This window comes from Acinetobacter sp. YH16052, assembly GCF_013417155.1.
In the GTDB taxonomy this organism is placed as follows: Bacteria; Pseudomonadota; Gammaproteobacteria; order Pseudomonadales; family Moraxellaceae; genus Acinetobacter.
In genome coordinates, this window is sequence record NZ_VPEO01000010.1 from 78,542 (window position 1) to 99,822 (window position 21,281).

At 44.7% G+C, this 21,281-nt stretch carries 24 protein-coding genes; 15 read left to right on the top strand and 9 right to left on the bottom strand.

Features of this window, described 5'->3' with window-relative positions; translation table 11 throughout:
* Positions 1-41: 41 nt before the first annotated feature.
* The 3 genes from rluB to FTV42_RS08820 are packed head-to-tail and all read right to left on the bottom strand — an operon-like array spanning position 42 to position 2,517.
* Positions 42-1,094, bottom strand: coding sequence for a 23S rRNA pseudouridine(2605) synthase RluB (gene rluB, locus FTV42_RS08810; protein WP_180038525.1), 1,053 nt, complete (start codon positions 1,092-1,094; stop codon positions 42-44).
* A gap of 41 nt (positions 1,095-1,135) precedes the next feature.
* The gene (gene scpB, locus FTV42_RS08815) at positions 1,136-1,726 is read right to left on the bottom strand and encodes an SMC-Scp complex subunit ScpB (protein ID WP_180038526.1); all 591 of its coding nucleotides are present in this window, start codon (positions 1,724-1,726) and stop codon (positions 1,136-1,138) included.
* Entirely contained in the window at positions 1,723-2,517 is a 795-nt protein-coding gene (locus FTV42_RS08820) for a ScpA family protein (RefSeq protein WP_180038527.1), read from the bottom strand. The genes scpB and FTV42_RS08820 overlap by 4 nt, the downstream gene beginning before the upstream one ends.
* Before the next feature lie 503 nt (positions 2,518-3,020).
* Between FTV42_RS08820 and FTV42_RS08825 the strand changes: the two genes are divergently transcribed.
* Positions 3,021-3,500, top strand: a complete 480-nt coding sequence (locus tag FTV42_RS08825; protein ID WP_004279222.1) for a hypothetical protein — start codon at positions 3,021-3,023, stop codon at positions 3,498-3,500.
* Positions 3,501-3,581: 81 nt separating this feature from the next.
* Here FTV42_RS08825 and FTV42_RS08830 read toward each other — a convergent pair whose 3' ends face one another.
* The 3 genes from FTV42_RS08830 to FTV42_RS08840 all read right to left on the bottom strand — a co-directional run bounded on the left by FTV42_RS08830 (position 3,582) and on the right by FTV42_RS08840 (position 5,279).
* On the bottom strand, positions 3,582-3,866 hold the full coding sequence (locus tag FTV42_RS08830) for a hypothetical protein (RefSeq protein ID WP_004279223.1): 285 nt from the start codon (positions 3,864-3,866) through the stop codon (positions 3,582-3,584).
* Between the two features lie 45 nt (positions 3,867-3,911).
* Positions 3,912-4,529, bottom strand: a complete 618-nt coding sequence (locus FTV42_RS08835) for an L-threonylcarbamoyladenylate synthase (RefSeq protein WP_004646095.1) — start codon at positions 4,527-4,529, stop codon at positions 3,912-3,914.
* An 87-nt stretch (positions 4,530-4,616) separates the two neighbouring features.
* Complete coding sequence (locus FTV42_RS08840) at positions 4,617-5,279, bottom strand: elongation factor P hydroxylase (protein ID WP_180038545.1); 663 nt, start codon at positions 5,277-5,279, stop codon at positions 4,617-4,619.
* Between the two features lie 97 nt (positions 5,280-5,376).
* On the opposite strand from FTV42_RS08840, the gene FTV42_RS08845 reads away from it, so the two are divergent.
* The 6 genes from FTV42_RS08845 to lysM all read left to right on the top strand — a co-directional run bounded on the left by FTV42_RS08845 (position 5,377) and on the right by lysM (position 9,135).
* Entirely contained in the window at positions 5,377-5,934 is a 558-nt protein-coding gene (locus tag FTV42_RS08845) for a DUF177 domain-containing protein (RefSeq protein ID WP_004279226.1), read from the top strand.
* A gap of 77 nt (positions 5,935-6,011) precedes the next feature.
* Positions 6,012-6,194, top strand: coding sequence for a 50S ribosomal protein L32 (gene rpmF / locus FTV42_RS08850; RefSeq protein WP_004279227.1), 183 nt, complete (start codon positions 6,012-6,014; stop codon positions 6,192-6,194).
* Between the two features lie 223 nt (positions 6,195-6,417).
* Complete coding sequence (gene fabD / locus FTV42_RS08855) at positions 6,418-7,404, top strand: ACP S-malonyltransferase (RefSeq protein WP_180038528.1); 987 nt, start codon at positions 6,418-6,420, stop codon at positions 7,402-7,404.
* Positions 7,401-8,135 (top strand): 3-oxoacyl-ACP reductase FabG, encoded by a 735-nt coding sequence (gene fabG / locus FTV42_RS08860; RefSeq protein ID WP_153566866.1) that lies wholly within the window; start codon positions 7,401-7,403, stop codon positions 8,133-8,135. Before fabD ends, fabG begins: the two co-directional genes overlap by 4 nt.
* A gap of 83 nt (positions 8,136-8,218) precedes the next feature.
* Positions 8,219-8,455 (top strand): acyl carrier protein, encoded by a 237-nt coding sequence (acpP, locus tag FTV42_RS08865; protein WP_004646101.1) that lies wholly within the window; start codon positions 8,219-8,221, stop codon positions 8,453-8,455.
* A gap of 185 nt (positions 8,456-8,640) precedes the next feature.
* Positions 8,641-9,135 (top strand): peptidoglycan-binding protein LysM, encoded by a 495-nt coding sequence (gene lysM, locus FTV42_RS08870; protein WP_005104830.1) that lies wholly within the window; start codon positions 8,641-8,643, stop codon positions 9,133-9,135.
* Between the two features lie 87 nt (positions 9,136-9,222).
* Here the strand turns inward: lysM and FTV42_RS08875 are convergent, their stop codons facing one another.
* Entirely contained in the window at positions 9,223-9,690 is a 468-nt protein-coding gene (locus FTV42_RS08875; RefSeq protein ID WP_004279232.1) for an Lrp/AsnC ligand binding domain-containing protein, read from the bottom strand.
* Between the two features lie 140 nt (positions 9,691-9,830).
* On the opposite strand from FTV42_RS08875, the gene FTV42_RS08880 reads away from it, so the two are divergent.
* The 4 genes from FTV42_RS08880 (at position 9,831) to FTV42_RS08895 (ending at position 14,248) form a co-directional block, all read left to right on the top strand.
* Positions 9,831-11,090: a D-amino acid dehydrogenase gene (locus tag FTV42_RS08880; RefSeq protein ID WP_039901981.1), complete on the top strand. Its 1,260-nt coding sequence runs from the start codon at positions 9,831-9,833 to the stop codon at positions 11,088-11,090.
* 34 nt (positions 11,091-11,124) lie between these two features.
* On the top strand, positions 11,125-12,237 hold the full coding sequence (alr, locus tag FTV42_RS08885) for an alanine racemase (protein ID WP_180038529.1): 1,113 nt from the start codon (positions 11,125-11,127) through the stop codon (positions 12,235-12,237).
* 48 nt (positions 12,238-12,285) lie between these two features.
* Positions 12,286-12,651 (top strand): RidA family protein, encoded by a 366-nt coding sequence (locus FTV42_RS08890; protein WP_180038530.1) that lies wholly within the window; start codon positions 12,286-12,288, stop codon positions 12,649-12,651.
* A 169-nt stretch (positions 12,652-12,820) separates the two neighbouring features.
* Positions 12,821-14,248 carry an amino acid permease gene (locus tag FTV42_RS08895; protein WP_005107715.1) on the top strand — a complete coding sequence of 476 codons (1,428 nt, stop codon included), beginning with the start codon at positions 12,821-12,823 and terminating at the stop codon, positions 14,246-14,248.
* Between the two features lie 57 nt (positions 14,249-14,305).
* On the opposite strand, the gene FTV42_RS08900 is transcribed toward FTV42_RS08895, so the two are convergent.
* Positions 14,306-14,758 (bottom strand): CopD family protein, encoded by a 453-nt coding sequence (locus FTV42_RS08900; RefSeq protein WP_004279237.1) that lies wholly within the window; start codon positions 14,756-14,758, stop codon positions 14,306-14,308.
* A gap of 23 nt (positions 14,759-14,781) precedes the next feature.
* Positions 14,782-16,011, bottom strand: coding sequence for a beta-ketoacyl synthase N-terminal-like domain-containing protein (locus FTV42_RS08905; protein WP_004730606.1), 1,230 nt, complete (start codon positions 16,009-16,011; stop codon positions 14,782-14,784).
* 273 nt (positions 16,012-16,284) lie between these two features.
* On the opposite strand from FTV42_RS08905, the gene FTV42_RS08910 reads away from it, so the two are divergent.
* The 4 genes from FTV42_RS08910 (at position 16,285) to fusA (ending at position 21,216) form a co-directional block, all read left to right on the top strand.
* The gene (locus FTV42_RS08910; protein WP_180038531.1) at positions 16,285-17,769 is read left to right on the top strand and encodes an EcsC family protein; all 1,485 of its coding nucleotides are present in this window, start codon (positions 16,285-16,287) and stop codon (positions 17,767-17,769) included.
* Between the two features lie 157 nt (positions 17,770-17,926).
* Positions 17,927-18,301 carry a 30S ribosomal protein S12 gene (gene rpsL, locus FTV42_RS08915; protein ID WP_002050319.1) on the top strand — a complete coding sequence of 125 codons (375 nt, stop codon included), beginning with the start codon at positions 17,927-17,929 and terminating at the stop codon, positions 18,299-18,301.
* Positions 18,302-18,481: 180 nt separating this feature from the next.
* On the top strand, positions 18,482-18,952 hold the full coding sequence (gene rpsG / locus FTV42_RS08920; RefSeq protein WP_004279240.1) for a 30S ribosomal protein S7: 471 nt from the start codon (positions 18,482-18,484) through the stop codon (positions 18,950-18,952).
* A 128-nt stretch (positions 18,953-19,080) separates the two neighbouring features.
* Positions 19,081-21,216: an elongation factor G gene (gene fusA, locus FTV42_RS08925; protein ID WP_005251123.1), complete on the top strand. Its 2,136-nt coding sequence runs from the start codon at positions 19,081-19,083 to the stop codon at positions 21,214-21,216.
* Positions 21,217-21,281 lie beyond the last annotated feature (65 nt).

A 21,281-nucleotide genomic window follows, 5' to 3' on the forward strand; every position in this document is an offset into this window, starting at 1 on the left:
AAAAGTCAGGCAATGTGCCTGACTTTTTTTATTTATCTTAATTAAAACTTTTTAAAGCCTTTGTTGATACCGTATGGACGACGCGGCGCATTTTCATCACGCTCTTCACGACGACCAAAGCCTTGATCCGGACGGTTTTCACGACGCACAAACTGAGTGCCATTCTGGTTTTCAGCTCTGTCACGACGACCATAAGCATTGTCATCACGACGCTCACGGCCAGTATTATTTTGTGGTTGCTCATCACTGTCACGACGTTGCTGACGCAAGAAACCGCCACGGCGTGCACCCATCGGCTTGTCCTGCATACGTTCATTACGGCGTTTCGCCATACCAAACAAACCAGTACCTTGACGTGGTTTCAATTCCACAGCTTTGGTCAGGTTGTCGATATCGTTTTTATCCAGTTCAATCCAGCGACCGGTACGCAGTTCGCGTGGCAAAATCACAGTACCATAACGGGTACGCAGTAGACGGCTGACTTTCAGGCCTTGTGATTCAAAGATACGACGTACTTCACGGTTACGACCTTCTTTTACTACCACCTGGAACCAACGGTTGATCCCGTCACCGCCCAGTTCAGAGAAAGATTCGAATTTTGCCGGACCATCGTCTAGCACCACGCCTTTAAGCATGTTGTTACGAATTTGTGGCGTTACTTCACCCATGACACGAACTGCATATTCACGTTCGATTTCATTCGATGGGTGCATCAAGCGATTCGCAAGTTCACCATCATTTGTGAACAAGAGTAGACCGGTGGAGTTAATATCCAGACGACCGACCATCACCCAGCGATCGCCCGGTATAGCAGGCAGCTGTTCAAACACGGTCGGACGGTTTTCAGGATCGCTACGTGAGCAGATCTCGCCTTCAGGCTTGTAATAGATAATGACACGACGACGGATTTCGTCTTCAATCTGGAAGGCAACTTTACGACCATCGATGCGAAGCTCATCACCTGGTTCGATTCGTTCACCCACTTGGGCAATTTGCCCGTTGACACTTACACGACCCGCGGCAATGACTTCTTCCATATAACGGCGAGAACCCAAACCAACGCGTGCAAGCACCTTTTGCAACTTTTCACTCATGACAGCATAACCTTAGAAATAATTATCAACAGTTCACCTATTTATGACTTCGGTGCATTCGCATCGAGGGCCATAAAAGCTTCCTTGGCATCCTGCAGGGGAGGCAATTGGCCCAAACTATTCAGGCCAAACGCATTTAAAAATTGTGGCGTTGTCATTAACAACGCAGGTCTTCCAGGGAGTTCACGAAATCCGGACTCTTTAATCCAGTTCCAGTCAAACAGCGTACGCAAGTTTTGACTGTTATTCGTGACACCACGAATCTGTTCAATATCCGCTCGAGTCACTGGCTGGTGATAAGCAATCACAGCAAGTGTCTCCAGTAATGAAGGCGACAAGCGAGCCGGTCGCTCAGGCCAGGTCTGTGCAATAATATTACGATATTTTGCACGCACTTGAAAACGATAACCTTGTGCTGTTTCAATCAGTTCAATTGAACGGCCATGCATCAGCATGGAAAGTTGTTGTAAATACTGACGTAATTCCTGCTTGCTATAGCGACCCTGAAAAGCTTCTTTCAGACGAGCCAATGAAACCGCGGAGTCGCTGGCAAAAATAATGGCTTCAAGCTGCATCAATACTTCATGCAGATTATCTTCTGCAGATAACAGCGTATTTTGATCGAGTGTCATTGACTGGCTCCTTGAATCGCGAGCGGGGCTTCAATACCTGTAGCAATAATCTGAATTTTTTGTTGTCGGGTCAGTTCCAGCACCGCCATAAAGGTTACCACCATACCCATACGGCCTTGGCTCGGTTTTAACAAGTCCTTAAAGCTGAGTATTGCGCCAGTTTCAAGACAACTTTCAATATAGGCAATACGTTCTTCCAGCAGTACCGGTTCCTGTTGTACCTGATGAATCACCGGTTCAGGACGGTTAAATATACAAAGCAAGGCATCACGCAATAAATCGCTTGAATAGCCTTCATTCGGCTGCTGGATTTCGCCCAAACTGACGTTGGTGGTGAAAGTGTCACGTTCCAGAATCGGCATCTGGCCCAGACGTTCTGCTGCCTGTTTAATTCTTAAATAATTTTCTAAACGGTCAATCAGTTCTTGTTTTGGATCCTGTTCAATCGCAGTCAGGCTTTTCGGTTTCGGCAAAAGCAAACGTGATTTCAGATCTGCCAGTAAGGCCGCCATCACCATATAGTCGGCCGTCAGCTCGATGTTCAGGGATTTCATCGCGTCCATATAAGACAAATACTGCGCTGCAATCGGCGCGATATCGACCTGTAACAGATCAAAACCGTTTTTTTGAATCAGGTAAATTAAAAAGTCGAGTGGGCCTTCAAAATGTTCTAATAAGATTTCAAATGCCGCTGGAGGAATGTACAGATCCTCTGGAATTGTATCCTGCCATTCATCCAGAACCCGAATGTGCGGAGCAGATTCCATAGTGTTATGGATAATTTGAGTCATTACAATTATAGGCCACGCGAATTTTCAAAGGCATGCAAAGGCTTGATTTTCGGTATCTCATCGAAAGAAAAGCACAGGATTAAGCGTTGTCATTGTACTGGAAAAGTAACTTTAAATAAATTAAATAAGCCGTCAAAGCCATAAAAACTTAAAAAAATAATGGAATTTATCTGCGATTTTAAAATAGCACAAAGGAAAATGGCAGAATCGGGCGGGAAATGCAGCGGTGATTTTCATGCTAAATTGGCTCTCATAATTAAGCTTATCTGGTAGATGATGCCAGTTGATTCACTTCAAAACTCGATCAATACAGTGACTCTCATCAAAAGAAGAAATAAGCTAGCTGGCAGATATTGAATGATTTTTAAACGGATTTCCCATTAAAAAACATAAAATTAATAAGTATTAATAAAATATTTCCCTATGATTTTTGGTCAAAAATCTCGCTATACTCTCGAAGAATAGTCAAGAATCACAAAAATCAATAAAAAGGTGAAGAAAGCATGCCACTTATTCTGGTTGTTATTGGGATGATCGCATTCGGGGGATTTTGGGCTTATCCCAAATATCAGATTATGCAGCTTGAAGATGAAGCACGCACAGGACTGAAATCAGGCGGATTTTCAGCTTTTGCAGAACAGGCCCGACCTGTCATGCAGGCCATGAAAATGGATTTTAGTGTGCTGGACCAATATCCCAATATTCGTTTTTACATGCGGCATATGGCTTATGAGGGCGACCAGCTGGATGAGCGGATTAAACTGGATATGCAAGCCATGTCTTGTGAGTCGATCAATTCCTTTAAAGTCATGGAACCCAAAGCACGTACGGCGATGCTGAATGTACTGGAAGATGATCAGATCATTTTTCATGTGTATCTGAAAAATAAGCTGGGCGAGGAACTCATGCACCATGAACAGAAGCTATCGCAATGCCCAAATTTCATTGCAGTTCGTCATTATGAACGTAGTTCAGATTCCTAAACTGGTTTTGGCAACGATTGCATACCTGTCGAATTGAAAAGAATAGAACTGCAACCTCTCACCCTATGCTTTTTTAGATTTTCATGGTGAGGAATGATTGTATTCCTTGGTCGCAAATTCAATGATACGTTGGCAAGTCTCTGCCAGGCATACATTTTGGTTTGAATAGATCTGCAACAACTGTCTCGCTACAGCCAACGTCAGGAAAAATTGGTACTCAGTATGATCAATATTTACAGTGGGATGGGAAGGAAAATGTGCTTCGACCATGACTGCCTTGGATTGCAGTGTCCAAGGCAGTTCTGCATAGATTAAATCCTGTGCAGAAAATTCATGCTGATTTAGCAGGAGATAAAATAAATCCATTCATTTTGACTCCTTCAATGTTTGTAGGAAATTCTCAGACCTCATTTATTCAAAGGCGCTGACATCTCCCATACCACGACGAATCACTTCTGGATGATCACCAGATAAATCTACAATAGAGGTCGTGCTCAACGTGCCTAAACCACTATCTACAAAAACATCAATGCGTTTGCCCAGTTGCATTTCAATATCATAAGGATCATCGAGTGGGTCAGTCTGACCCGGTAAAATCAGGGTAGAGGTCAACAACGGTTCACCGAGTTCTTTCAGTAACATCTGACACACCGGATTATTCGGAATGCGTAGACCAATGGTTTTCTTTTTAGGATGCATCAAACGACGTGGAACTTCGCTGGTCGCAGGTAAAATAAAGGTGGTGATGGCCGGTGTATTATTTTTCAGCAAACGGTACATGGCATTGTCCACCTTGGCATAAGTGGCAATATCGGACAAATCACAGCACAGAATCGCATATTGATGCTTTGGGCCCAGACCACGAATTTGCGCAATCCGCTCCATGGCACTCTTGTTCCCAATCTGGCAACCAATCGCATAGGCAGCATCAGTGGGATAGACCACCACATCACCCGCACGGATACGTTCTACTGCCTGACTGATTAAGCGGGGTTGCGGATTGTCTGGGTGTACGCGTAAATGCAGCATAGAGACTACTCCAAGCTTGGGCTGATGGCTTATTATGTGGCGCTCAGGCAAAACCTGGCAATCATAAAAAAGGTAGATTTGTGTAATTTAATCAAGCATTTCACGTATAAATTCATCAGATTGTAAACTTTTGCCACCTCTGATGTAGATACAGATACATTGGATAAAGCGCGCTGCATCACGTGGAAGTTTGGCTGTACCATTAAAATAAGCCTGTACTTGAGCGTAGACATTATCTTTAAAGCTGGCGCCATCACCGCCGTCGCCAGTCAGATTGTCCAAAGAAACCCGGAATTTACGGCCAAAAGCCTGGGCAAACATCCATTCAATTGCCTGTGGCTTGATTTCGACCTGTTCAAACAAAGCCTGCTGTTCGCGGGTACGGCCATCCGGTGCATACCAGTAACCCAGATCAGGTAGCAGGCGGCGTTTGTCTCCGGCAATGGTCCAGTGGCTGATTTCATGCAGAGCACTATTAAAGAAACCATGCGCAAACTGGATCCGGGCAGGACAGTCTACGCTGGCAGGGAAATATTCTGGTTCAAATTCGCCGCGCACTAAAGTGACATTTAAATGGGAAAACCATTGATTAAAGTGTAAGATGAGCCAGTCCACCTGCTGCGCTTCTGACGATAAATTCGCCCATGGCGAGAGTTGCACTTGTTGTGTTGAACTGTCAGAATCAAGGCTTGGAATTGTGCTAACGAGTGATGAAACATTCACTTCTGTTTGCGGCTGCAACAGATGCATGACTTGAGTTACCCAAATGGTCTGTCGAAATAAGTACAAAATTGTATCTTAATCTTTGACAGAGTACTGATGAATTTGTAGAATTGCCGCCTTAATTATGTCAGCAAATACCTTTCCGGCACAGATTGAGCCGTTTAAATGGGCTGAACAGGGCTTTAAATGGTCAGGTCAACTGCCTTTATCCCGCTTTGTTCGTATCGCTCGTGAAGCTGTTGGATCAATTGATGATCAATTGATTAACATAGACTGTAAGCTATCAATGGATGCCTATCATCGTATTGCATGGCTAGATGGTCACGTTGAAACAAAAGTTCCTATGGAATGCCAGCGTTGTCTGGAAACTGTAGAAATTGAACTGGTTTCATCGTTCCATTTAGCACTTGTGGATGATGAGTCACTGATAGAGCGCTTGGATGAGGATGCTGATTTCATCGTCCTAGGTGAAAGTGAAGCAACGACCAAAGGTGATTATGATGCACCGGCGACCGCTGATTTGCTCGCGCTGATAGAAGATGAACTGTTATTGTTGATGCCGTTGTCGCCTAAACATGAGTTTTGTGAACATAAGCATCAACCTGCCGTAGAAGAAGTGGCTGAAGAAAAACGGGACAACCCGTTTGAAGTTTTGGCTGCTTTGAAGGGTAAACTTAACTAATTTTTGTGTTATACTCTTGTGTATAAGACAATCGAATTTGTTCTGATCCATTTTTTCGATCTTTGTAAGGAGCCATCATGGCCGTTCAGCAAAACCGTAAAAGTCGCTCTCGCCGTGACATGCGCCGTTCACATGACGCTTTAACCGAGAATGCATTAACTGTAGACCAAGCTACTGGCGAGACTCACCGTCGTCACCACGTATCTAAAGATGGTATCTACCGTGGTCGTCAATTATTCGCTAAAGCATCTGCTGAATAATTGGTGATGTATTAAGCGTCAAGCTTAGTAGAAAAAATGGGAGCATTTAGCTCCCTTTTTTTTGTCTTTGATTTTTAGGTGTATCGGTTTTTTGTTGTATTTGGCAATTACCGCCAGCAAGATTACATGCTAAATTGCGCTCCACAATGATTTAGGTGGTCTTATTGGTCAGTCTTCTTGTTAGGATTGAAGAAGCACACCTCTTGAATGAAAGGATTTTATTATGTCTGCTACACCATTCGAACAAGCAGCACCAGCAACAAAAACTGCATTTGTGTTTCCGGGTCAGGGCTCACAAAAAGCCGGTATGCTGGCTGAGCTTGCAGAACAGTTTGCAAGTATTCGCGAGACATTTGCAGAAGCATCTGAAGCCGTCGGTTTTGATCTGTGGCAGATTGCGCAAAGTGGCGAAGGTCTGGATCAAACTGAATTTACCCAGCCGGTATTGCTGACTGCAAGTATTGCCTTATGGCGCGTGTGGTTGGAATCTGGCGGTGTAGCACCGAAATATCTGGCAGGCCATTCACTGGGTGAATACAGCGCACTGGTGGCATCGGGTGCTTTAAGCCTGGGTGATGCTGTGAAGCTGGTGAACCTGCGTGGCAAACTCATGCAGACTGCAGTACCTCAGGGTGTAGGCGCGATGGCTGCCATTTTGGGTCTGGACGATGCCAAAGTGATTGAGCTGTGTGCACAAGCAACTGCAGCAGGCGAAGGTTCTGTCGAAGCAGCGAACTATAATGCGCAAGGGCAGGTTGTCGTTGCAGGCAATAAAGATCGCGTTGAAGCGGTGATGGCATTGGCCAAAGAAAATGCTGGTAAAGCGATTGCACTGCCAGTATCGGTTCCGTCACATTGTTCATTGATGAAACCTGCCGCTGAACAGTTTGCTCCGGCATTGGAACAAACCGCCATTGAGCTACCACGCATTCCTGTATTACAAAATGTGGGCGCGCAAGCGGCAACCAATGTAAATGAATTGCGTCAGGCGTTGACCGCGCAACTTTATGAGTCGGTACAATGGACTAAAACCTTACAATTCCTTCAAGATGAAGGGATTGAGTACATTGTAGAATGTGGTCCGGGTAATGTATTGACCAACTTGGCGAAACGCTTGCCGAATATTCAAAAAGCACTTCCACTGGACAGTCAATCTCGTCTGGAAGATGCATTAAACATCGTATTGGCGGCAGAAGGGAAAAGTGCATGACACAGGAACGTAAAGTTGCTCTGGTAACAGGTGCAAGTCGTGGTATTGGTGCTGCGATCGCACAACAGTTGATTCAAGACGGTTATTTTGTCGTAGGTACTGCAACGTCTGAAGCAGGTGCGGAAAAATTATCTGCACAGTTTGCTGAAAATGGCGCTGGAAAAGTACTAGATGTACGTGATGGTGCTGCGATTGATGCGCTGGTAACGGACATTGAACAGAACTATGGTCCAGTCCTTGCGTTGGTCAATAATGCTGGTATTACCAAAGACAATTTGCTGCTGCGTATGTCTGAAGATGACTGGGATGATATTTTAAATATTCACCTGAAAGCAGTTTACCGTTTGTCTAAGCGCGTACTCAAAGGCATGACCAAGGCGCGTTTCGGTCGCATCATCAACATCAGTTCTGTGGTGGCACACTTTGCCAACCCGGGTCAGGCCAACTATTCTGCTGCCAAAGCAGGTATTGAAGCATTTAGCCGTAGCCTTGCCAAAGAAATGGGTAGCCGTCAGATTACCGTAAACTCGGTAGCACCAGGTTTTATTGCGACTGAAATGACTGAGCAGCTAAGCGAAGAAATTCGTAAAAAGATGACTGAGCAGGTGGCATTAAACCGTTTAGGTGATCCGCAGGATATCGCAAATGCCGTAAGTTTCTTGGCTTCGGATAAAGCCAGTTACATTACTGGTACAGTTATGCATGTAAATGGGGGCTTATACATGAGCTAAGCTCAAGTATAAACTTTCCAAATTTTTTAGATTCAATTAAACTAACGGCATTAAAAACGCCACAAGCAATGAGGAGAATTCCTGTGAGCGATATCGAACAACGTGTTAAGCAAGCAGTTGCAGAACAACTTGGTATCAAAATCGAAGAGATTAAAAACGAAGCGTCTTTCATGGATGACTTAGGTGCAGATTCTCTAGATCTAGTTGAACTTGTTATGTCTTTCGAAAATGATTTCGACATCACGATTCCTGATGAAGATTCTAACGAAATCACAACTGTTCAATCTGCAATTGACTACGTTTCTAAGAAACTAGGTTAATCGCCGATTTCAGCTTTGCTGAACATAAAGACCACCCTTGAGGTGGTTTTTTTGTGTCTGCTTTTCACATGAATGAAGGTTTTACAATCCATTACCTTTCTGTCACCAATGACTAACTATCTCTATAGAGTTTTCATTATAAAAATAAGAGTGATGTGACATTAACAACAAGAATGGAGTCCGCTATGGGTCTTTTTGATTTTGTAAAAGGTATCGGTAAGAAGAATACAGCTGCTGCGGAACCACAGGCTGCACCTGCAACGACAACGCCGGCTGCAGCACAACCTGCAGAGCCTTCTGCTCAGGAAGTGGCAAATAAATTACTCGGCCATGTGAAAAGTCTGGGCCTTCCAATCACTGGTTTATCCATCAGTTATAACTCAGCCTCCGATCTGGCGACGGTCAGAGGTCAGGTACAAAGTCAGGCCGATCGTGAAAAGATTGTTCTGGCCGTGGGTAATATTGATCATGTCGCCAAAGTGGATGATCAGCTTACAGTGAGCAGTCCTGAGCCGGAAAGTAAGTTCTACACAGTGAAATCAGGTGACAGCTTGTCAAAAATTTCAAAAGAATTTTATGGTGATGCCAATCAGTATAATAAAATTTTTGAAGCCAACCGTCCGTTGCTCAAAGATGCAGATGATATTTTCCCGGGACAGGTGCTACGCATTCCTGCTTAAGGTTTAATAAGTCCAATCAATATTCGATCTCAAAGCCCCGTTTGGGGCTTTGTTGTTTTTGTCCGTAGCTTTAAAAAGCCATCATTACTAAATACCTAGGTCCAGATATAAACTTTCTTTGACTTCTTCCATCACTACATAACTGTGGGATGAAGCAGAAGCGGGCAGTTTTTTTAGTAAATCTCCCAACAGGCGGCGATAGGCACTCATTTCCTTTAAACGCGCTTTGACCAGATAATCAAAATCACCGGAAATTAAATGGCATTCCAGGACTTCCGGAATCTCAGTCAGATTACGAGCCACCTGATCAAAGACATCACCTGATTTGGCTGAGAGTTTGATTTCCAGAAATACCAGCAAACTACGTTCTAGCATTTCCGGATTTAGACGGGCGTAATAACCCATGATGATGCCTTCGCGTTCCAGCCGTTTTACCCGTTCTGAACAGGGTGTGGTTGATAGATTGACGCGTGCTGCAAGTTCGCTAATGGCAATCCGGCCATCGCGTTGCAGGATGTCTAGAATCATGCGATCAATGCGGTCTAATTTGCGCATTAATATTTCCCTCTTTTTTTTAATTCTTCCCGAAAAAATATTTATTTCACTGAATATACAGTCTGAATATAGTGAATTTAACTATTAAAGCAAAAATATACTAGTGAAATAAACTGAAAAGATGTTTGAGGGTTAAGGTAATGCGCGTATTAGTTTTGGGTAGTGGTGTGATTGGTGTGGCAAGCGCTTACTATCTGGCGCAGCAGGGAGCAACCGTGACTGTGCTGGATCGTCAGGCAGGTCCGGCGCAAGAAACCAGCTTCGGTAATGCTGGGCAGATTTCTCCAGGATACTCGACCCCTTGGGCCGCACCAGGTATTCCGTTTAAGGCGGTCAAATGGATGTTCCAGCATCATGCACCGTTGGCGATTAATGTCGATGGCAGCTTGTGGCAATTGCAGTGGATGGCACAAATGCTGAAAAACTGTAATGCCCAGCATTATGCAGTCAATAAAGAACGGATGGTGCGTGTGGCTGAATACAGCCGTGACTGTTTGCGTAATTTGCGCCGGGATATTGGCATCTCTTATGAGAACCGCGCGAAAGGTACTTTGCAGATTTTCCGTAAAGATGCGCAGCTGGATGCGGTTCAGCGCGATATCGAGGTTCTGAAAGAAACTGGAGTTGAATTTGAACTGTTGGACCGCGATGGGCTGGCGCGTGTAGAACCAGCATTGGCACAGGCAAAAGACAAACTGGTGGGTGGTCTGCATTTACCGAATGATGAAACAGGTGACTGCTATCTGTTTACTAATGCCCTGGCAGAACATGCCAAAGGGATGGGTGTAGAGTTCAAGTTTAATCAGAACGTTGAAAAGCTGATTGTAGAAGGTGACCAGATCAAAGGTGTTCTGGTGAATGGTCAGGTACTCACGGCAGATAAATATGTGCTGGCCTTTGGTAGTTATTCACGTGATTTCCTCAAACCGCTTGAACTGAATTTACCGGTCTATCCGGTGAAAGGTTATTCACTGACCATTCCGATTTTAGATCCGGCCTATGCACCACAATCTACAGTACTGGATGAAACCTATAAAATTGCGATTACCCGTTTCGACCAGCGCATCCGCGTAGGGGGAATGGCTGAACTGAGCGGTTTTAATTTGGGTCTGAATGAAGATCGTCGCGGCACGCTGGAAATGGTGACCCGTGATTTATTCCCTGGAGGAGACATGAATCAGGCCAGTTTCTGGACAGGACTGCGTCCAATGACCCCGGACAGTACGCCAATTATTGGGAAAACCCGTTTTAAAAACCTGTTCCTGAATACTGGACATGGCACGCTGGGTTGGACCATGGCCTGCGGTTCAGGAAAATTAATCAGCGATCTGGTTTTGGCACGTGATCCTGAAATTAGTACCGAAGGATTGTCATTGGCGCGCTATCACCAGGCGGCTTAAGACTATCTGAGGCGGAATATTCAAGGAGGAATGTATGCCACGTCCCATTACTGCAATTATCCATCAACAGGCGCTTGCGCATAATTTAAGTGTGGCGCGCCAATGTATGCCCAATAGTCAGGTATTTGCCGTGGTCAAGGCCAATGCCTATGGGCACGGGATTGAGCGTGTCTATGCTGGACTTGAAGGTGCAGACGGTTTTGCCTTTCTGGATATTGAAGAGGGCGCGCGGCTACGTGCGCTGGGATGCAAGAAGCCGCTAATGTTGCTCGAAGGTATTTTCGCTTTTGAGGATTTATTTGCATGTGCGAAGCATGAAATGAGCTTTGCCATTCATTCCCGACATCAAGTGCAATGGCTGAAACAGTTTGCCGAAATAGCGCCGGATGCACAGTTTGATGTGTATTTGAAAATGAACAGCGGCATGAACCGTCTGGGTTTCGAGCCGCAGCAATATGCAGAGATCTGGCAGGAGCTGCAACAGCTGAACACTGTCCGTTCCATTACCCATATGACCCATTTCTCCGATGCGGATGGCCAGCGTTTTGGCGTGGACGGGATTCAGCATCAAAACCTGATTTTTAGCCAGACCATTCAGGGGCTTGAAGGTAAAATCTCGCTCAGTAATAGCGCAGCCATTCTGCGGCATCATCAAACCCTTCATTCAGACATTGTACGTAGCGGCATCATGCTGTATGGCAGTTCACCAGATTATCCAACACACACGATTCAAGACTGGAATCTGCAACCGAGCATGAGCTTGCGCAGTGAAATTATTGCCATTCAAACGATCCAGACAGGTCAGAGTGTTGGCTATGGTTCCAAATTTATTGCCATGCAGGAAATGCGGGTCGGGATTGTGGCCTGTGGTTATGCCGATGGTTATCAACGACTATCGGAGACCGGTACACCCGTGCTGGTAGATTCAATCAAAACGCACACATTGGGTCGAATCAGTATGGATATGCTGGCGGTAGATCTGACTGCACTGCCGCACGCAGATATAGGTAGTGAAGTGGTACTTTGGGGCCAATCTTCCCAAGGTGTGGTTTTGCCGATTGATGAAGTGGCGGCCAGTTCAGGCACCATCGGCTATGAGCTGATGTGTGCGGTGACCGCTCGGGTTTATTTCCAGATTGACGCTTAAATTTTTAATTTAAATTTTATTTAAATATCCCAAACAAGGAATATCAGCATGACACAGGCAAATACAGCCATTCAGCGACTCAACAGCAATCAAATCATGAGTGCGGTGACGATTCATCAGCAAACCGTGTATCTATCGGGTCAGGTGCCGAATAGCACGGATCTGGATGTACGCGGACAAACACTGGAAGTCTTTGCAAAAATTGAGGAATTGCTCGCATTGACAAATACCGATAAAAGCCAGCTGCTTTCTGCACAATTATTTGTCAAGCATCTAGATGATTTTGCTACCGTAAACCAGCTTTGGGTGGAATGGTTACGAGGTCATGGTACGCCGGCACGTGCTACGATTCAGGCAGATTTGGTCAATCCGGACTGGCTGATTGAAATTGCAGTTATTGCAGCTCAAGCTTAATTGAATTTTTGATATTGAAATCTCCCATGCCATGATTTAAGTCGTTTTAGTGCAGTAAATCTCACTGAACAGCGCAGTAAAAAGTATGAAAATGTCATAATAAGCGTTCGAGGACTGAACGTTGTAAATTCAGCTTGATGCTGTTGTAAAGATTAAAAAGGATGTAAAAATGAAAACCACCCCGGGCACAGAAGACGTAAAATCGTCGCCGCATGAGTTGCAACGAAAACTCTCTAATCGACATTTGCAGTTAATCGCCATTGGTGGCTGTATCGGTACTGGCCTGTTTATGGGATCGGGAAAAACCATCTCTCTGGCAGGCCCTTCAATTTTGATCATTTATATGATCATTGGTGGCATGTTCTTCTTCCTGATGCGTGCGTTGGGTGAAATGCTGCTGTCTAATCTGCATTACAAATCCTTTATTGATATGGCCCATGACCTGATCGGGCCGGGTGCTGGCTATTATATTGGCTGGTCGTACTGGCTGGGTTGGGTGCTGGTAGGGATTGCCGATCTCGCGGCGATTATTAACTATTTGAGTTTCTGGCTGCCCGAAGGCATGGCCTTTACCCCGATGGGACAGGCGATGATTAGTGTTGGCTGTGTGCTGTTTATTCTTGCGATTAATCTGGTGACGGTAAAACTGTTTGGTGAGATTGAATTCTGGTTTGCACTGATCAAGATTTTAGCTATTCTCGGTTTGATCTTTGTCGGTGGTTATATGGTGTTTAGCGGTTTTCAGGCACCGAGTGGCGCCGTCGCCAGCTTTAGTAATGTCTGGGCACATGGTGGTTTATTTCCCAAAGGCTTTACCGGTTTTCTGGCAGGCTTTCAGATTGCCATGTTTGCCTTTGTCGGGGTGGAACTGCTCGGCACCATGGCGGCAGAAACAAAAGATCCGGAAAAGAATTTACCCAAAGCGGTCAACGCCATTCCTACACGGATCATTCTGTTCTATGTATTGTCATTGCTGATGATCATGTCGGTCACACCGTGGCATCTGATTCCTGCGGATCAAAGTCCTTTTGTGAGTTTGTTCCTGTATGCCGGTATTCCAACTTCAGCCATTATCATGAACCTGGTGGTATTGTCATCTGTGATGTCCTCTATGAACAGTGGTGTATTCTCGACCAGTCGTATGTTGTTTGGTTTGGCACGTGATGGACAGGCGCCTCAAGCTTTAGCGCGGTTATCTAGTCGGGCAGTACCAGCCACAGGGTTATTTTTCTCCTGTGCTTTTATTATGTTAGGGGCAGCATTTCAGTATTTTGTACCAAATACCATGGAAGCTTTTACTCTGGCAAGTTCGCTGTGTGTGATCCTGTTTATTAGTATCTGGAGCATCATCATGGTGTGCTACATCCGTTACCGTAAGCAGCAACCGCAAAAACATGTGGCTTCGACCTTTAAAATGCCGGGTGGAGTATGGATGTCTTATGTGGTATTAGCATTTTTGTTATTCGCCTTGATTATTTTAAGTCTGGAACCCGATACCTTAAAGGCTCTGATGATCAGTCCTTTATGGTTGATTATTCTGGCAGTGACCTATCGTCTGCTGTATAAGCCACGTATGCGTCAGCGTGGTAATCCTTAAATATTCAGACATAAAAAATCCCCGACTAATCGAGGATTTTTTGATTGCGCAGGTGAATTAGAAAGTAGGTTTAACTACCACTAAAATCACCACTGCAAATAAGATCAGGGTTGGCATCTCATTAAAATAACGCCAAAACTTGTGTGACTTGTAATGTGCATTATCAATCAGCTTCTTGCGGTAATAACCACACACTAGATGGTAAATCACCAATAAACCGACCAGGCCGACTTTAAGGTAAAACCATAAGGCTTCATGATAGTGACGCGTTGCATCACCCCAATCCACCAAAAAGTGCGCCGTAATCAAGGTAGCCAACATGGCTGGCCACATGATGCCGCGGTACAGCTTACGTTCCATGACTTCAAAGCGTTGATGACTGACGGCATCTTCGCTCATGGCATGGTAAACATACAGCCGTGGCAAGTAGAACAAAGCCGCGAACCAGCAAACCACTGCAATAATATGTAATGCTTTTACCCACAAGAAAGCATCAGAAGGAGCATCCATCAAGTCACCCTAAATTGGGCAGCTTAGCCTTCCCATTTTTTGAAAATGAGACAAGCATTTACGCCGCCGAAACCGAAACTGTTACTCATCACAGTATTCAATTTTGCGTCACGTTTTTCAAGCACGATATCAAACGGTTTCGCGCCTTCATCCAGCTCGGTCACGTTGATGTTTGGAGCAATAAAGTCATTTTGCATCATCAGAACCGAATAAATCGCTTCCTGAACACCAGCAGCACCAAGACTGTGACCTGTCATTGACTTGGTTGAGCTGAGTGGAGGAACCTGACCTTCACCAAAAGCACGTTCCATTGCTTTAAGTTCTGTGATGTCGCCCGCTGGAGTAGAAGTACCATGTGTATTTACATAGTCAATTTTATCGACACCGTGTTGTTTTGCTTCTTCTAAAGCCATCAGTACACAACGCGTTGCACCTTCACCAGATGGTGCAACCATGTCGGCACCATCCGAGTTAGCTGCATAGCCTACGACTTCGGCAAGAATGTTGGCACCACGCGCTTGCGCATGTTCCAAAGACTCAAGGATTACAAAACCACCACCACCGGCAATCACGAAACCGTCACGGTCTGCAGAATAAGGGCGTGATGCTGTTTCAGGGCTGTCGTTGTATTTAGAGCAAAGTGCGCCCATCGCATCAAACAACAAGCTTTGTGACCAGTGATCTTCTTCACCGCCACCTGCCAGCATTAAATCTTGTTTGCCGAGTTGAATCAGGTTGTAGGCATAACCAATCGCATCCGCAGAAGTTGCACATGCACTAGTAATGGTATGTGCTACACCTTGTAATTTGAATGCAACGCCAACGTTAGCCGTAATGGTGTTGGTCATATTACGTGGTACAAAGAAAGGACCGACTTTACGCGCACCTTTGGTTTGCAATAATTCGTTCATTTCAATAACGGAAGCAGTTGAACCGCCACCTGAACCACCCGCGATACCATAACGTGGGTTGCCAGCTAGATCTTCAACCTTTAAACCTGCATGTTCAACCGCAGCAAGAGCTGAGTTATATGCATACATCGCACATACACCCATAAAGCGTTTCAGTTTGCGGTCGATCCCGTCGAAATCCTGCTCGGCTGCAGCACTGACATGACTTTTGAAATTGAGTTCAGCATAAGTCGGATTAAAACGTGTTCCTGAAATCCCGTTTTGTAAAGAATGGTTTACATCCTCTAATGTATTACCAATACATGAGTTAATACCCATGCCAGTGATGACAACACGTTTCATCTACAGATCCTTATAGTTTGCTCTATGCTCAGCGGCAGATATCTGGGTTTTAAAATCGCCCAATCCAGCGCTTAGCCTTATTTCATGATGGGGAACATGATAGCAGAAAGACTTTTGAAATCTTATGGCAAATGTTATGCCGTGTGACAGTCGGTTGAGTTTGTGAGTCGGCGTGTACGGGTTTTACTAAATGAAACAGAATAAAGTTGAGATAAACGCTGACTACACCTAGTATTTATACCAAATACAAGCACATGAATGCTGAGGTAAAAAATGGTAAATGCTAATAATAAACAATCTAATGGTCTGATTTCGAATGCCTTTGGAGTGGCGAAAAAGTTCAGTTCAACTGGATTGGATTTATTGAATCATGTTGCGCCGGATTCGGTGACTAAAGCGCTGAAGCCTTCTAACTCCGATCAGGTGATTGACCGTTCGGCGAAGACGAAAAGCGCTTTTTCAGCTAAAAAATATGATAATCCTCAGCAAATGCTTCGCGAGCATCTTCCAAATGTCTCTCGTCAACTTCTCGGGCGCCGCTTTAATACCGTGAATAATGTCGCGCATTTTGTTTCTCCAGACTTAACCGAAAAAGTGTCTAACTACTTTTATGAGCGTCTGAATCAATTTAGTAATCAAACCAGTTCGGTTGATGCCATTCTGAATGAAGCTGGAGCGAAAGATTTAGAAGAATTGACTCAGGACGTCGACCGATCCAAGCGAATTTCACAGGCTTTAGGTGAACAAAACAAATGGATTGCGACGGTTCAGGGTGCAGTGAGTGGTGCTTCAGGGATGCTTGGCACCGCGATTGATATTCCCGCTTCTTTACTGATGGCGTTGCGTACCATTTATCAAGTCGGTCGCTCTTATGGTTTTGACCTGAGCAAAGAAGATGATCAGGAAATCGTCCAGCATATCTTTAGACAGATCGACCTGAGCCTGATTGCAGAAAAGCAAACCTTGTTATTGGGTTTAAAAGCGTTAAGTAATACCCTTAAAACTCATGATATCTCCCAGCTACAAGCCATGCTAGGTTCTGATAATGATGTCAGTGCCATCAAGCAATGGTTAAGTCGTCATGAGGGAGAGGCTAAATGGGAATGGATGAATCATCTGCCAAAAATTTCGATTCTGGAGCGATTAGCCAAACTGACGCCTCTGGCGAGTGCTGGTATTGGGGCTGTATATAGCCATCGTTTTGTTGAGGATGTAAATCAGAAAGCTCAGGAAGCATTCTCGCATGCACGCCAATACCTGATTCAGCATCAGGATTCGCAATTGTCTCCTTATGCTGCCTATGAAAAAGCAGTTAGTTTGTTGCAACAGGCAACTCCGAAACTCTTAAATGGTGCCTCTCACGAAGTTGAGCTTCCGAAAGATAAGCCGATCATGGATAAAGATATTGCGATTGAGGGAAATAACACGATTACCCAGGTCAAGCTGGTCAAAAAAGAGCAGAATGATTTGAGCTCTGAAGAAGCAGAAGTGAAGAAAGATGAAAAGGTGAGTGAAGGGCTGGAGGCGCTTAACGATGAGTTGGTTGAACCCGCGGGAGATAAGCAGTCGCAACAACCGGCTTTAACCAAAACTTCATTTGACCCAGAAATCGAAGCTGAACTGCATCCAGAAGCTGCTGACGAGGCAGAAGCTGCTACAGAGACTTCACAGCAGGGTGGAGAGGATCAAGAAAATTCGGAAACTGAATCTGAAGCTCAAGACGTGACTAAAAAAGCCGGTAAAAATTCAAAAAAATAAGCGAATTTTGAAGGTAAATAAAAGCAAGCAAATGTCGTGAGAAACGGCATTTGCTTGGCTTGAGTAGGTTGACCAATTTTGCATCTTGAATTACAATTGCATGCCCTCAAAAAAGTAGTAGTTTTTTGGGGCTTTTTATTAACGGGAGAATTGCCAAATGGCAACAACAAATCAGTTGATCCGCAAGGGTCGTACGACTTTAGTTGAAAAATCTAAAGTTCCTGCGTTGAAGGCTTGTCCACAGCGCCGTGGTGTTTGTACACGTGTTTACACAACTACACCTAAAAAACCTAACTCAGCAATGCGTAAAGTTTGCCGTGTTCGCTTAACTTCAGGTTTCGAAGTTTCTAGCTACATCGGTGGTGAAGGCCATAACCTACAAGAGCACAGTGTTGTTCTTATCCGTGGTGGTCGTGTTAAAGACTTACCAGGTGTACGTTACCATACCGTTCGTGGTTCTTTAGACTGTGCTGGTGTTAAAGATCGTAACCAGTCTCGTTCTAAATACGGTACTAAACGTCCTAAGAAATAATTCGTTAAGAATTAAATTTTAAGAACGTAGAACCGCAATCCTTTATCGTCTCGCTTGTCTGATTTCTGCATTAATTTTGTGAAAATTCCAAGCGACGTATAGTAAGGCCAGCGAGTAGTACATGACACTTTGTACTCATGCTGGATAAACCTGAAGTGTCATCTTTATAGGTAGTTTAAAATGCCAAGACGTCGCGTAGTCGCTGCTCGTGAAATCCTTCCGGATCCTAAGTTCAGCAGCCAAACAATCGCTAAATTCATGAACCACGTAATGCAAGATGGTAAAAAATCTATTGCTGAAAGTATCGTTTACGGTGCTTTAGACCGCGTTCAAGAAAAATCTAAAGTAGACCCAGTTGAATTTTTCGAGACTACTCTTGAAAAAGTTCGTCCTATGGTCGAAGTAAAAGCACGCCGTGTTGGTGGTGCTACATACCAAGTTCCTATGGAAGTACGCCCATCCCGTCGTACTGCTCTAGCGATGCGTTGGTTAGTAGATGCTGCTGCTAAGCGTTCTGAAAAAACTATGGCTTTACGTCTTGCTGGCGAGTTGCTTGATGCATCTGAAGGCAAAGGCGCTGCGGTTAAGAAACGTGAAGATGTGCACCGTATGGCTGAAGCCAACAAAGCATTCTCTCACTACCGTTTCTAAGCAGATAAAACAGGCCCTATTCAGGAGGGTGGTAAGACCGTCATGGTTTTGTCACCAAAGCGCTTTAAGTTGCTATGCAGCTTAAAGCGTCCTGTTTTAAACAACAAAATTTAGGAATGCTAGAAATCATGGCACGTCAAACCCCAATTTCTCGTTACCGTAACATTGGTATTTCTGCGCACATCGACGCAGGTAAGACAACCACTTCTGAACGTATTTTGTTCTACACAGGTGAGAGCCATAAGCTTGGTGAAACTCACGAAGGTTCGGCAACTACGGACTGGATGGAACAAGAGCAAGAACGCGGTATTACCATTACCTCAGCAGCTGTAACATGCTTCTGGAAAGGTATGGGCAACCAGTTCGAACAACACCGTATTAACGTAATTGACACCCCGGGACACGTTGACTTCACGATCGAAGTTGAGCGTTCTATGCGTGTTCTTGACGGTGCGTGCATGGTTTACTGTGCTGTAGGTGGTGTTCAGCCGCAGTCAGAAACTGTATGGCGTCAAGCAAATAAATATAAAGTTCCACGTATTGCGTTCGTTAACAAAATGGACCGTACTGGCGCGAACTTCTTCCGTGCAGTTGAACAAGTTAAAACACGTCTTGGCGGTAATCCAGTGCCAATCGTTGTTCCAATTGGTGCAGAAGAAAACTTCCAGGGTGTTGTTGACCTAATCGAAATGAAAGCGATTATCTGGGATGAAGCATCTCAAGGTATGAAGTTCGAATATGGCGAAATCCCTGCTGAATTACTTGAGCTAGCTCAGGAATGGCGTACTAACATGGTTGAAGCTGCTGCGGAAGCATCAGAAGAACTCATGGACAAGTACCTAGAAGGCGAAGAGCTTACTAAAGAAGAAATCGTTGGCGGTATCCGTAAGCGTACATTAGCGAACGAAATCCAACCAATGCTTTGTGGTTCAGCATTCAAAAACAAAGGTGTTCAACGTATGTTGGACGCAGTAATTGAATTCTTGCCAGCACCGACTGACGTTGAAGCGATCAAGGGTATCCTTGATGACAAAGCTGAGTCTGAAGGTTCTCGTGAAGCATCTGACGAAGCACCGTTTGCTGCGTTAGCGTTCAAAATCATGAACGACAAATTCGTTGGTAACTTAACGTTCGTACGTGTTTATTCTGGTGTTCTTAAAGCGGGTAGCCCGTGTTATAACCCAGTAAAAATGAAGCGTGAGCGTGTTGGCCGTATCGTACAGATGCACGCAAACGATCGTCATGACATCGAAGAAATTCGTGCGGGCGATATCGCGGCATGTGTAGGTCTTAAAGACACGACTACTGGTGATACATTATGTGATGAAAATCACATCATTACACTAGAGCGTATGGAATTCCCAGAGCCAGTAATTGCACTTGCAGTTGAGCCTAAAACTAAAGCTGACCAAGAAAAAATGTCAGTTGCTTTAGGTCGCTTGGCGAAAGAAGATCCATCATTCCGCGTTCGTACAGACGAAGAATCTGGTCAAACGATTATTGCTGGTATGGGTGAGCTTCACCTTGACATCATTGTTGATCGTATGAAGCGTGAATTCGGTGTTGAAGCGAACATTGGTAAGCCAATGGTTTCTTACCGTGAAACGATCAAAAAGTCTGTTGAGCAAGAAGGTAAATTCGTACGTCAAACAGGTGGTAAAGGTAAATTCGGTCACGTATACGTACGTTTAGAACCGATGGATCCTGAATCTGAAAAAGATTACGAATTCGTTGAAGAAGTTGTAGGTGGTGTTGTACCTAAAGAATTCTTCGGCGCGGTTGACAAAGGTATTCAAGAACGTATGAAGAATGGCGTTTTGGCTGGCTACCCAGTAGTTGGCATTAAAGCGACATTGTTCGACGGTTCTTACCATGACGTCGACTCTGACGAATTGTCGTTCAAAATGGCGGGTTCTTATGCCTTCCGTGATGGTTTCATGAAAGCGGATCCTATCCTTCTTGAACCGATCATGAAAGTTGAAGTAGAAACTCCAGAAGACTACATGGGCGATATCATGGGTGACTTAAACCGTCGTCGTGGTATGGTTCAGGGTATGGACGATCTTCCTGGTGGTACTAAAGCCATTCGTGCTGAAGTTCCATTGGCTGAGATGTTTGGTTACGCAACTCATATGCGTTCTATGTCTCAAGGTCGTGCGACTTACTCTATGGAATTTGCTAAATATGCTGAAACTCCACGTAACGTGGCTGAAGGCATCATTTCTAAGTTCCAATCTGGCGGTAAAAAAGGTGACGACGAGTAATCTTTCGATTACTATAAGCCCAAACTAATTCATAGTTAAACCCAAGTGCTCATGCAGTGATCCTG